This is a genomic window from Saccharothrix sabaoui, from assembly GCF_051756985.1.
Classification (GTDB): Bacteria; Actinomycetota; Actinomycetes; order Mycobacteriales; family Pseudonocardiaceae; genus Actinosynnema.
In genome coordinates, this window is record NZ_JBPKJK010000216.1 from 1 (window position 1) to 12,851 (window position 12,851).

Consider the following 12,851-nt stretch of genomic DNA (forward strand, 5'->3'; position numbering starts at 1 on the left):
GGCACGTTCCGCGGTGGTGTCCGGCACGGGCGGCCAGCCGTTGATCGTCGCGATCAACGCCCAGTAGCGCTCCGCCCTCGGGTCGCCGAACTCCTCCAGCTGCCGGGCCAGTTCGGGGCCGACCGGCACGCCGGTCACCTCCGCCCACCTCTCGTTGACGCGGGCCACGACCGCCGCCGCTTCCGGTGACGTGGGGGCGATCCCCTTGTCCAGCGCCTCGCGGACCTGGGCCACGCCGTACTGGAACGCCTCCATCTGCTTCGAGTCGACCGTGCCGGACAGGTCGGCGCCCTCGGCCTTCATCTCCTGGTGGCGTTCCGACATGCGCCTGATCGACGCCCGGAAGCCCGGGTCGCGCACCAGGTTCACCAGCTCGACCCACGCCTCCAGCTGCTCGGTCGTCGGGTCGTCGGGCAGCTCGACCCGGACGGACCGCATGCCCCGCACGAAGCCCGGGTCCATGTCCAGCCCGCCGAAGACCTCGTCGAAGAAGTCGTCCAGGATCGCCTGCCGCTCCTCCTCGGACAGCCTGGCCAGTTCGTGCACCATCTCCACCTCCCCGTTCCTCGCCACGACGCGCAGCACGGCCCGGCGCAGCCGGAGCACGCGCACCTGCGCGTCGATGGCGTCCGCGTGCGTCCGGGCCACCTCGGCCACGGACACCTCGCTCGCCAGCACCCGCTGCGCGGTGGGCAGGTCGACGCCCAGGTCGCGCAGTGTGCGGACGAGCCGGAGACGCGCCAGACCGTCGACGTCGTAGGTGCGGAACCCGCCGACCGTCCGCCCCGCGACGGGGACGATGCCGGAGTCGGAGTAGAACCGGATCGTCCGCGTGGACAGCCCGGTGATCCGCGCCAGGTCGCCGATCGAGTAGTAGTGCGTCACGGGGACCACCTTGGAATCTCCAGTGGGTGGAAGTTCAACCCGATTAACGCACGGGCGGTGGCGGGGCACCGGGAAAGGCGAACGCCGGGAGCCGTCGAGGGCTCCCGGCGTTCGCGGAGGGGTCGGGCTAGTAGGTCATCGCCACGCCGGGGTCGGCGAGCAGCGCGCCCACGTCGGCCAGGAACTGCGAGCCCTGCTGGCCGTCGACCACTCGGTGGTCGAAGGACAGGGCCAGCTGGCAGACCTTGCGCGGCACGACCTGGCCGTCCACCACCCACGGCATGTCGCGGATCGCGCCCAGGGCCAGGATGGCGACCTCGCCCGGGTTGATGATCGGCGTGCCGGTGTCGACGCCGAAGACGCCGACGTTGGTGATGGTGAACGTGCCGCCCATCATGTCGGCCGGCGTCGTCCTGCCGTCGCGGGCCGTGGTGGCGAGGGCGTCCAGGGCTACCGCCAGCTCCTTCAGCGACATGCCGTCGGCGTCGCGGACCTTGGGCACCACCAGGCCACGGGGGGTGGCGGCGGCGATGCCCAGGTGGACGTAGTCCTTGTAGACGATCTCCTGCGCCGCCTCGTCCCACGTCGCGTTGACGTCGGGCGTGCGGCGGGCCGCCAGCAGCACGGCCTTCGCGGCGAACGCGAGGGGCGTGAGCTTGACGTCCCGGAACTCCGGGTGCGACTTCAGGCGCGCCCGCAGCTCCATCATCGGCGTCACGTCGACCGTCAGGAACTCGGTGACGTGCGGGGCCGTGAAGGCGCTGTCCACCATCGCCTGGGCGGTGGCCTTGCGGACGCCCTTGATCGGCACGCGCCGTTCGCGGGCACCGGGGACGGCAGCGGCGACCGGGGCGGCGGCGGACGAGGACGGGGACGGGGCGGCGGCCCGTTCGACGTCCTCGCGGGTGATGACGCCGCCGGGGCCCGAACCGGGGACCGCGTAGAGGTCCACGCCCAGGTCCTTGGCCAGCTTCCGCACCGGCGGCTTCGCCAGCGGCACGTAGCCGCCCCGGGGGGCGACCGCCGGGGCGGGAGCCGGAGCCGGAGCGGGTACCGGGGTCGGGACGACCGCCGGGGCGACCGGCGGGGCGGGCGCGGCCTGGACGGCGGCGGGCGCGGGGGCCGCCGGGGCGACGGGCGCGGCGGGGGCGTCCTTGCGGACGCGGCGCTTGGCCGCGCCCGACTTCGGGCCGTACCCCACCAGGGTGGCGATCCGCCCGCCCGGCATCTCCTCGCCGATCTTGCCGTTGGTGGCGGGTGCGGCGGGCGGGGCCGCGGCGCCGGACGGGTCGAGGTCGATGGTGATGATCGGCGAGCCGACCTCCACCGTCTGGCCGACCTCGGCCAGCACCTCGGTGACCACGCCGTCCCACGGGCACGGCAGCTCGACGGCCGCCTTGGCGGTCTCGATCTCGCAGATGACCTGGTTGACCTTGACCGCGTCACCTGGCTTGACGTGCCAGGTGAGGATCTCGGCCTCGGTCAGCCCCTCGGCCGTGTCGGGCAGGGGGAACTGCTTGAACTGCGGCACAGCTCTCCCCCTACCAGGCCAGCGAGCGGTCGACGGCGTGGAGCACGCGGTCGAGGTCGGGGAGGAACTCCTCCTCCAACTTCGACGGCGGGTACGGGGTGTCGAACCCGGTCACCCGCAGCACGGGCGCCTGGAGCGAGTAGAAGCACTCCTGCTGCACCTTGGCCGCGATCTCCGACGAGATGGACGACTCGGACGGCGCCTCGTTGACCACGACCAGCCGGCCGGTGCGGCGCACCGACTCGTACACGGGCGCGAGGTCGAGCGGGGACAGCGTGCGGAGGTCGATGACCTCCAGCGACCTGCCCTCCTCCTCGGCTGCCGCGGCGGCGTCGAGCGAGGTGCGCACCATCGGGCCGTACGTCACGAGCGTGGCGTCGGTGCCGGTCCGCAGCACCCGGGACTCGAACAGCGGTCCGGGGGCGGCGGTGGTGTCGACCTCGCCCTTCTCGTAGTAGCGGCGCTTGGGCTCGAAGAACAGCACCGGGTCGTCGCAGTCGACGGCCTGCTGGATCATCCAGTAGGCGTCGGCCGGGTTGGAGCAGGAGACGACCTTGAGGCCCGCGGTGTGCGCGAAGTACGACTCGGGGGACTCGGAGTGGTGCTCGACCGCGCCGATGCCGCCGCCGAACGGCACCCGGATGACGATGGGCAGCTTGATGCGGCCCTGGGTGCGGTAGTGCAGCTTGGCGACCTGCGACACGATCTGGTCGAAGCCGGGGAAGATGAAGCCGTCGAACTGGATCTCGCACACCGGGCGGTAGCCGCGGATCGCGAGGCCGACGGCGGTGCCGATGATGCCCGACTCGGCGAGCGGGGTGTCGAGCACGCGCTGCTCGCCGAAGTCCTTCTGGAGGCCGTCGGTGATGCGGAAGACGCCGCCGAGCTTGCCGACGTCCTCACCCATCACGATGACCTTGGGGTTGGCCTCCATCGACGCGCGCAGGCCGTTGTTCAGGGCCTTCGCGATGGTCGTCGTCTGCACCGCGGCGGGCGCGGCGGACGCGGTGGCCGCGGTGCGGTCCATGGTCGGAGCGGCCATCAGTGCTCACCTCCGGCGAACCCGGCGTGGTAGGCCAGGAACTCGTCGCGTTGCGCCTCCAGGACGGGGTTGCCCTCGGCGTAGACCTCGCTGAAGATCCGCTCGGCCGGCGGGTCGGGCAGGGCGACGCAGTAGTCGCGCAGCTCGACCGCGATCTCCTCGGCCTCGGCCTCGATCGACTCGAAGAACGCCTGGTCGGCCCACTGCTGCTTGACCAGGTGCACCTTGACGCGCTCGATCGGGTCCTTGAGCTTCCACAGCTCCAGCTCGTCGGAGAGCCGGTAGCGGGACGGGTCGTCGGACGTGGTGTGCGCGTCCATCCGGTAGGTGAACGCCTCGATCAGGATGGGGCCGTTGCCCTGGCGGCACTCCTCCAGCGCCCAGCGGGTGACCGCGAGCGTGGCGAGGACGTCGTTGCCGTCGACGCGGATGCCGGGGAAGCCGTAGCCGCGGGCCCGCTGGTAGAGCGGGAGGCGCGACTGGCGCTCGGTCGGCTCGGAGATGGCCCACTGGTTGTTCTGGCAGAAGAACACGAGCGGCGCGTCGTAGACCGCGGCCCACACGAAGCCCTCGTGCACGTCGCCCTGGCTGGTGGCGCCGTCGCCGAAGAAGCAGATGGTGGCCTCGCCGTCGGCGTCGCCGACCTTGCCGTCGAACTTCTGGCCCATGGCGTAGCCGGCGGCGTTGAGGACCTGGTTGCCGATCACGATGGTGTAGGGGTGGAACCGGTGCTCGACCGGGTCCCACGTGCCCATGTCGGTGCCCCGGAAGATGCCCAGCAGGTCGGTCGGCTTGATGCCGCGCGTCCAGGCGATGCCGTGCTCGCGGTAGCTGGGGAACGCCATGTCGGTGGGGCGCAGCGCGCGGCCGGCACCGATCTGCGCGGCCTCCTGGCCGAGCAGCGGGACCCAGATGCCGAGCTGGCCCTTGCGCTGGAGGGCGTTGGCCTCGCGGTCGACGCGGCGGACCAGGACCATGTCGCGGTACAGGCCGCGCAGCTCCTCGCCGGTGATGTCGATGTCGAAGTCCGGGTGCGTGACGCGCTCGCCCTCGGGGGTGAGCAGCTGCACCAGGTCGGCGCCGCCTTCGTCTGTCGCTCGCAAGCCGGCGATCACCTGTTCCGCGGTCGGTGCCGCACCGGTGGCCGGAGCTGCGTCCGGCCCTGGGTGCGTCCATTCTTCGGGGGACGACATGCGCCTTGTCTCCTCGTCTACGAGGCCGCCCGGTCGCTTGTGACGACACTGCGCGGCTGCACCGCCAGTCGCCGTCGCCCCCTGGGTGTCGGGGGTCGGGCAACCGTCGGCGCTGACGGTGTTCTCATCCACATCCTGACATGGCCTCACCCGGGATGGTGAGCCCCGTCCCAGTTCGTGACTCAGAGCGCAGCCCCCTCACCTGCGGTAACGGTTGGACGGCCAATCTTCGGCAGTCCGACCACAGCGTCCGGACAGCGGACGCCCGTGTCCCGGTTACCGTTCGTTAACCCCGGTCGCACGCGGCGGGGCGCGGCCGGTCGGGCGCAACCGCCCACGTAGGGGGTCGGCCGCGTGGATGGACTACCGACCATCGGGGCGACTGGGCTTTTCCACCCTGCGAAACCGCCGGCGCGCCGCCCCGGTCGGCCCACCCGTCGGCCCACCCCGTCAGCCGACCGGGTCCGCCGGGGCAGGGAGCCGTGACAGGATCGGGCCGTGGACCGTTCAGCACTGACCCGCACCGTTCGCGGGCTCTGGGACGACGACATCCTCCCGAGCCTGTCCGCCCTGGTCGCGATACCCGCGATCTCCCCCGCCTTCGACCCCGCGTGGGCGGCGCACGGCCACCTGGCCGCCGCCGTCGAGCACGTGCGCGCCTGGATCGCCGACCGCGACCTGCCGGGCGCCACCGCCGAGGTCGTCCAGCTGCCCGACCGCACGCCGCTGCTGCTGGTCGACGTGCCCGGCACGGGTGCGGCGTCCGACGACACCGTCCTGATGTACGGGCACCTGGACAAGCAGCCCCCGGTCGGCGGCTGGGCCGAGGGCCTCGGCCCGTGGACGCCGGTCGTGCGCGACGGCCGCCTGTACGGGCGCGGCGCGGCCGACGACGGCTACTCCGGGTACGCCGCGGTGGCCGCGATCGAGGCGGTGCGCGCGGCCGGCGGCGCGCACTCCCGGTGCGTCGTGCTGCTGGAGACGGGCGAGGAGTCGGGCAGCCCCGACCTGCCCGCCTACCTGGAGCACCTCGGGCCGCGGCTGGGCGACGTGTCGCTGGTCGTGTGCCTGGACTCGGGCGGCAACGACTACGAGCGCATGTGGCTGACCGCGTCCCTGCGCGGCCTCGTGCAGGTGACCGCCACGGTGCGCGTGCTGGAGGCCGGCCTGCACTCGGGCACCGGCAGCGGCGTCGTGCCCTCGTCGTTCCGGATCGCCCGGCGGCTGCTGGACCGGCTGGAGGACTCCGCCACCGGCGAGGTGCTGGTGCGCGAGATGCACGTGGACGTGCCGGAGCACCGGCTCGCCGAGGTGCGCGACGCGGTGGCCGCCGCGCCGGGCTCGCTCACCGGCCCCGTGGCGTGGGCGGGCGGCACCCGGCCGGTCGTCGAGGACGAGGTCGAGCTGGCGCTGAACGCGGGCTGGCGGCCCACGCTGTCGATCACCGGCGCGGACGGCCTGCCGTCGCCGGACGACGCGGGCAACGTGCTGCGGCCGTTCACGACCCTGGTGTTGAGCTTCCGGCTGCCGCCGACGGCCGACTCCGCCGCGGCCCTGGAGGCGGTGCGGCGGCTGCTGACCACCGACGTGCCGTACGGGGCGGTCGTCGAGCTGTCCCGCGTCGAGCACGCCACCGGCTGGGACGCGCCGGAGCTGGCGCCGTGGCTGCGCGCCACCCTCGACGGCGTCGGCGAGGAGGTCTTCGGCGCGCCGTGGCGGGCCGTGGCCCTGGGCGGCTCGATCCCGTTCATGGCGCTGCTGGCCGAGGCGTACCCGCGGGCGCAGTTCCTGGTCACGGGCGCGGTCGGGCCGGACTCGAACTGCCACGTGCCCGACGAGTGGCTGCACCTGGAGCAGGCGGCGCGGGTCACCGAGGCCGTGGCCGCGGTGCTCGACGCGCACGCCTCCCGCTAGAGCGCCACCAGCCGGTCGACCTCCGCGACCAGGGCGTCGCGGAGGTCGTCGTGCCGCGGGCCGAGCGCGTGCTCCGGGTCGGTCCACACCCCGGGCGGGTGGAGGTGGACGGGCCGGCCGACCAGTTCGGGTGGTTCCCACCCGTACCGGGCGCGCACGTGGGCGTGCAGGAACGGGTCGGTGTTGCCGAGGATCTCGATGTCCACCCGGCGGAACCGCTCGTCGCGGCGGGCGCACACCACCTCCACCGCCTCGGCGAGCAGCTCGACGTCGGCGAGGAAGCGCAGGCGCCGGGGCCGCGGCAGGTCCGTGAGCCGCCCGACCGACGGGTCGTCGGTGAGCAGGACGCAGCAGCCGGGCGGGAACTGGACGTCGCCGAGGGCGGCGAAGCCCGCGTGGAGCCGGCGCAGCACGGTCGGGTTCTCGCCGCGCAGCGCCGAGCCCACGGGGTCGTCCTGCCAGGTCACCTGTCCCACCTCCGGGTGATGTCGTCGAGCAGGCCGATACCGGCTTCGGGGTTCGTGTCGCAGTACCGGCGGGCGCGGGCGAGCTCGTCGAAGTCCACGGCCTGCATCCTGGCCCCGTCCAGGTCGTCGGTGAAGATCTTGACAGCGGTGGAGAGGAACGCGGCGCGCGCGGCCACCGCGTCGCGGAGCCGCCCGACCTGCTCGGACGTGCCCGGGTACGCCGACAGGACGCGGTCGCGGTAGGCGTCGAGGTCGTCGGGTCGGGTACCGGGGTGCTCGTCGAGGAGCCGCAGCAGCCCGGTGGCCCCGGCGCGGTCGTCCACCACCGCCAGGGCGTCGGCCGCGACCTGGCGGACACCGATCAGCTCGTCCGTGGCGAACGCGCGCACGACCTCGCTCAGCAGGCTGCCCCGTCGTTCGCGCCCCTGCTCCACGACGGCGCGGGCGGTGCGGACGAGCTGCCGGGCGAGGCCGCCGGAGAACACGTGGGCCAAGGCCTGGAACTGCGCGGACAGTCCCAGGACGTAGCGCTGGAGCAGCTTCTGGGCGTAGGCGAGGTCCAGGTAGTCGACCCGGACGACCTCGTCGAACGAGCTGTCGAAGACGCTGCGCAGGCCGATGCCGGACAGCTCGAAGTCGTGCTGGGCCTCCGTGGAGACAGAGACCAGGTAGTGGCAGCCGGGCACGTCGAAGACGGCCTTGATCTCGTTGAGGAAGCGCCGGGCGGGCTCGCCGGTACCGATGCGGTCCAGCTCGTCGATCGCAATGATCACCCGACCGGGGGCCGCGCCACTCTCGGCGGACAGCGCGACGACGACCCGTGACAGGAAGTCCCGCAGCCCTTTCACGACCTCGGGGTGGGTGAGCGGACGGCCGGTCATCGTCCACGCCCGCTTGCCGGCCAGTTCGAGGCCCTTGAACCCACCCTTGCCGCTGACCTCGTTCGCGTAGGTGCGCACGTACGCGAGCAGGCTCAGATGCTCGCGCGCTGCCGACACCAGCGGATGGGGGAGCACGCGTCGCCGCCACCCGCGCCGCCCCGGCTTGGGCTGCCCGAACCTCGCCACCACCGCCTGGCACACCTCCGCGAACAGGTGCGCGGCGAACTCCTGGGACGCGTACTCGACCGGCGCGGACACCAGGACGGCCAGGTCCGGCGCCCGGCCGGATTCCTGATAGCGACCGCCGCAGAACGCCCGGAGCAGGTGGGTCTTGCCCGCGCCGCGTGGCCCGGCCACGGCGAAGCTGCCGCCGTCGAGCCCGGAGACCAACCGGGCCAGCCGCACGCCGGCCGGGGTGACGACGTGCATCCGCAGGGGGTTGGCGCGGGTCAGGGCGGACGTCTCGCGCACGGTGAGCACGGTCGAGTACGACGTCCGGGTCACCTCGTTGATCCGCGCGTAGAGGACGGGGAGCACACCGTCCTCCAGCAGGACCCCGGACCAGGACAGCAGGGCTTCGGCGCGGCGCTCGTCGGCCAGCGCGCGCCGCCTTGACGCCCTGAGCGCCGCCGGGAGGAATACCGCCGCGGACCAGGAGACAAGCAGGAGAACGAGGGCCGGCACCGCGGGGAGGCCGAGGAGCACGAAGACCGCCAGCACCAGGCCGAAGGACCCCAGCGCGCCGCCCCAGGAGAACTTCGCCATCATCGCGCCCACCACCGCGACCAGCGGCACGGCGACCAACCCGACCATCGTCGGCAGCAACGCCCACGGCGGCAGCCCGGGAACCCCCGGCAGCCCCACCGCCGACGCCGTCCAGGCGAACAGCAGCACGCCCGTCGGTGTGACCGACACCGCCTTGAGGAGGCCGACCGGCAACGGCGTCCGCTGCGCCGCCGACCACCCGTACTGCTCCTCCTGGGTGGCGGCCGCCGCGAAGAGGACCGGCCCGGCGTCGGCCACCTCGTCCCGCAGGTCCTGCTCGGTCAGCTCGCCCGCCGCGAGGACCCGCCGCACCTCGGGCAGGTCGAACGCCTGTTCCAGCACCCGCTCCAGCACCGCCTCGCGATGGGCCGGCCGATCGCCCCACCGGGGTAAGTCGTCCACGGAGAGTGAGCATGACATGTCTTTGCAAGACCTTTCAGGGCTGTGACCTAACCCGCGAGTAACCGCTTTACTGGATCGATGCCGCACACTGGCCGAGTGAACGAGCACAGCCGGCAAGCCGAGAGAGCGCGTCTGGCGGAGTCCGACTCGCCGACCGCACCGTGGCGCCTGTGGGGCCCCTACCTGGCCGGACGCCAGTGGGGAACCGTTCGCGAGGACTACTCGGCGGGCGGTGACGCGTGGACGTCGTTCCCGTTCGACCACGCGCGCTCGCGGGCCTACCGCTGGGGCGAGGACGGCATCGCGGGCATCTGCGACGTCCACGGCTTCCTGAACCTCGGCGTCGCCCTGTGGAACGGGCGCGACCCGATCCTGAAGGAGCGGTACTTCGGCCTGACCAACAACGAGGGCAACCACGGCGAGGACGTCAAGGAGCACTGGTGGGTGACCGACGGCACCCCCACGCACTCGTGGATGCAGGTCGTCTACCGCTACCCCCAGGCCGAGTTCCCCTACGCCGAGCTGCGGGAGAGCGCCCGGACCGCGGGCCGCAACGAGCGCGAGCCCGAGCTGTCGGACACCGGCGCCCTCGACGGGAACCGGTTCTTCGACGTGACCGTGAGCTACGCGAAGGCGAGCCCGACGGACGTGTGCGTCGAGTTGACCGCCACCAACCACGGGCCGGACCCGGCGCCGCTGCACCTGCTCCCCCAGCTGTGGTTCCGCAACACCTGGGCGTGGGGCCGGGACGAGCGCAAGCCGTCGCTGGTCGCCCGCACGAACGACGGCTGGCGCCGCGTCACCGCCGAGCACGGCGCGCTGGGCCGCTACACGCTGCACGTCGAGGGCACGCCGACGCTGCTGGTCACCGACAACGAGACCAACGAGGTCGAGCTGTTCGGCACCGAGCGCAACCCGTCCCCGTACACCAAGGACGGCGTCGACCGGTACGTCATCGGGCGCGACCCGCGCGCGTGCCGCGTGGTGGGCCCGGACGAGGCGAGCGAGCCGGGCACGAAGGTGGCGGCCTGGTACTCGTTCGACCCGGTGGAGCCGGGCGAGTCGGTGACCGTGCGGCTGCGGCTGGTGGAGGGCGACGGGCACCTCGACGCGTTCGGCCCGAGCTTCGAGGACACCGTGCGGCAGCGGCGCTGGGAGGCCGACGAGTTCCACGCCACCGACCTCGACCCGAGGCGGGCCGCCGTGGTGCGGCGGGCGCTGGCCGGCCTGATGTGGACCAAGCAGCACTACCGCTTCCGCACCCGGGAGTGGCTGGACGGCGACCCGGCGCAGCCCGCCGCGCCCAAGTCGCGGACCACGCCGCACGCGCGCAACGCGCACTGGCGGCACTTCGACGTGGCCGACGTGATCTCCATGCCGGACGAGTGGGAGTACCCGTGGTTCGCCGCGTGGGACCTCGCGTTCCAGGCGGTGCCGTTCGCGCGGGTCGACCCGGCGTTCGCCAAGGAGCAGCTGCTCCTGCTGTGCCGCGAGTGGCTGATGCACCCCAACGGCCAGCTCCCGGCGTACGAGTGGGAGTTCGGCGACGTGAACCCGCCGGTGCACGCGTGGGCGGCGCTCCAGGTGTACCGGTCGGAGGAGGTGCCGGACCGCAGGTTCCTGGCGAAGATCTTCCACAAGCTGCTGCTGAACTTCTCCTGGTGGGTGAACCGCAAGGACGCCGACGGCAGCTACCTGTTCGAGGGCGGCTTCCTCGGCATGGACAACATCGGCCCGGTGAACCGGTCGGAGCCGATGCTCGGCCAGTGGCGGCTGGAGCAGTCCGACGCGACGTCGTGGATGGCGGCCTACAGCCTGCACCTGATGCAGATCGCGCTGGAGCTGGCGCGGCACGACGACGCGTACGAGGACGTGGCCACGAAGTTCGTGGAGCACTTCCTGAGCATCGCGGACGCCTCGACGCAGTTCGGCTCGGGCGGGCGCGGGATCTGGGACGAGAAGGACGGCTTCTGCTACGACGCGGTGACGCGGCGGCTGCCGGACGGCTCGACGGAGTCCAAGCCGGTGCGGGTGCGGTCGATGGTCGGCCTGATCCCGGTGCTGGCGTGCGCGACGCTGGAGCCGTGGGTGTTCGCGGAGCTGCCGGACTTCACCCGGCGGCTGGAGCACCTGCTGGCCAAGCGGCCGGAGCTGGAGCCGTTCGTGAGCAGGCGCGGCGACCGGGCGCTGCTGAGCCTGCTGGACGAGCGCAAGCTGCGGCTGGTGCTGACCCGGATGCTCGACGAGGGCGAGTTCCTCTCCCCGCACGGCATCCGCAGCCTGTCCGCGGCGCACCGCGAGGGCCTGGAGGTGCAGGTCGCGGACCAGGAGCACCGGATGGGCTACGAGCCGGGCGAGTCGCGCACGCCGATGTTCGGCGGCAACTCGAACTGGCGCGGCCCGGTGTGGTTCCCGACGAACGCGCTGCTCGTGGAGGCCCTGCGGACCGTCGAGGAGTTCCACGACGGTTCGTTCCACGTGGAACTTCCGACCCGCTCGACGCGGCACGTGACGGCCGGCCAGGCGGCGGACGAGCTGGTCAGGCGGCTGGTGTCGCTGTTCCTGCCCGACCACGACGGCCGCCGGCCCGCGGACGGCAAGCGGATCGAGTCGACCGACTCGCCGCTGTGGCGGGACCACGTCACGTTCAGCGAGTACTTCGACGGCGACACGGGCGAGGGCCTCGGCGCGACGCACCAGACGGGCTGGACCGCGCTGGTCGCGTCCCTGATGACGGATCGTCGCCAGTCGGGCGCACCCGGTGCACCTATTGTGTGATGTAACCCAAACAGCCGAACATTTTGCGGCCATCCGTCACCCGTGACACAGGAATGCTGCGTGCGAAAGGTCTGTAACACGCACGTGCTGTCCACCGTGTCACCCAAGTGGCAGTATGCCGAACACTCGACCGACACAGTTACGAGGAGTGACGCCGTGGCCCGTCGTACCAGGCACGCTGCGCTCGCCCTGTTCCCCGTGCTCGCCTTGGCGGCCACGATGACGGCGTGCGCGACCAAGGTCAACACCGGCACGACCGATTCCGGTTCCGGTATCACCCTGGTCCAGAGCGGCAAGCTGGTCACCTGCACCCACCTGTCCTACAAGCCCTTCCAGTTCTCCGAGGGCGACAAGACGGTGGGCTTCGACGTCGACCTGGTGGACCTGGTGGCGAAGGAGCTGAACGCCACCCAGGAGATCTTCGACACCCCGTTCGAGACCATCACCTCCGGCGAGGTCTTCAACACCGGCAAGTGCGACCTCGCCGCCGCGGGCATGACGATCAACGACGCCCGCAAGGAGGCCATCGACTTCTCCGAGCCGTACTTCGACGCCTCGCAGGCGCTGCTGGTCAAGAAGGACTCCGGCATCACCGGCCTGGAGGGCCTCAACGGCAAGAAGATCGGCGTGCAGCTGGAGACCACCGGCGAGGAGTACGCCAACGAGAACGCGGCGAAGTTCGGCTACACCGTCGTCCAGTTCGAGGACCTGCCGCTGATGGAGACCGCCGTGCGCACCGGCGCGGTGGACGCGGCCATCAACGACAACGGCGTGCTCTACGACTACGCCAAGGAGTTCCCGGACACCGAGGTGACCAAGGAGTTCGAGACCGGTGAGCAGTACGGCATCGGGCTGAAGAAGGGCAACACCGCCCTCAAGGCCAAGGTCGACGAGGTCATCAAGAAGGCCAAGGACAGCGGCAAGTACGACGAGATCTACGAGAAGTGGTTCGGCAAGAAGCCGGAAGCGAAGTAACCGGCTCGTCGGCGGGGC

The 12,851-nt window shown here is 72.1% G+C and carries 9 protein-coding genes; 3 read left to right on the top strand and 6 right to left on the bottom strand.

What is annotated here, in order from left to right; all coding sequences use genetic code 11:
- The 4 genes from ACR807_RS37965 to pdhA form a co-directional block, all read right to left on the bottom strand.
- On the bottom strand, positions 1-885 hold an 885-nt coding region (locus ACR807_RS37965; protein WP_438926356.1), incomplete at its 3' end, for a MerR family transcriptional regulator.
- Positions 886-1,012: 127 nt separating this feature from the next.
- Positions 1,013-2,416: a dihydrolipoamide acetyltransferase family protein gene (locus tag ACR807_RS37970; RefSeq protein WP_438926357.1), complete on the bottom strand. Its 1,404-nt coding sequence runs from the start codon at positions 2,414-2,416 to the stop codon at positions 1,013-1,015.
- A 10-nt stretch (positions 2,417-2,426) separates the two neighbouring features.
- Positions 2,427-3,458: an alpha-ketoacid dehydrogenase subunit beta gene (locus tag ACR807_RS37975; protein WP_438926358.1), complete on the bottom strand. Its 1,032-nt coding sequence runs from the start codon at positions 3,456-3,458 to the stop codon at positions 2,427-2,429.
- Positions 3,458-4,651 carry a pyruvate dehydrogenase (acetyl-transferring) E1 component subunit alpha gene (gene pdhA, locus ACR807_RS37980; protein ID WP_438926359.1) on the bottom strand — a complete coding sequence of 398 codons (1,194 nt, stop codon included), beginning with the start codon at positions 4,649-4,651 and terminating at the stop codon, positions 3,458-3,460. The genes ACR807_RS37975 and pdhA overlap by 1 nt, the downstream gene beginning before the upstream one ends.
- A gap of 498 nt (positions 4,652-5,149) precedes the next feature.
- Between pdhA and ACR807_RS37985 the strand changes: the two genes are divergently transcribed.
- Positions 5,150-6,565, top strand: coding sequence for a M20/M25/M40 family metallo-hydrolase (locus ACR807_RS37985; protein WP_438926360.1), 1,416 nt, complete (start codon positions 5,150-5,152; stop codon positions 6,563-6,565).
- Here ACR807_RS37985 and ACR807_RS37990 read toward each other — a convergent pair.
- Positions 6,562-7,032, bottom strand: a complete 471-nt coding sequence (locus tag ACR807_RS37990; protein WP_438926361.1) for a hypothetical protein — start codon at positions 7,030-7,032, stop codon at positions 6,562-6,564. The two genes, ACR807_RS37985 and ACR807_RS37990, sit on opposite strands and share 4 nt — an antisense overlap.
- Entirely contained in the window at positions 7,029-9,080 is a 2,052-nt protein-coding gene (locus ACR807_RS37995) for a P-loop NTPase fold protein (protein ID WP_438926362.1), read from the bottom strand. The genes ACR807_RS37990 and ACR807_RS37995 overlap by 4 nt, the downstream gene beginning before the upstream one ends.
- Before the next feature lie 96 nt (positions 9,081-9,176).
- On the opposite strand from ACR807_RS37995, the gene ACR807_RS38000 reads away from it, so the two are divergent.
- Together ACR807_RS38000 and ACR807_RS38005 are read left to right on the top strand one after the other, a co-directional pair.
- Positions 9,177-11,858 (top strand): MGH1-like glycoside hydrolase domain-containing protein, encoded by a 2,682-nt coding sequence (locus tag ACR807_RS38000; protein ID WP_438926363.1) that lies wholly within the window; start codon positions 9,177-9,179, stop codon positions 11,856-11,858.
- A 156-nt stretch (positions 11,859-12,014) separates the two neighbouring features.
- Positions 12,015-12,833, top strand: coding sequence for a transporter substrate-binding domain-containing protein (locus ACR807_RS38005; protein WP_438926364.1), 819 nt, complete (start codon positions 12,015-12,017; stop codon positions 12,831-12,833).
- Positions 12,834-12,851 lie beyond the last annotated feature (18 nt).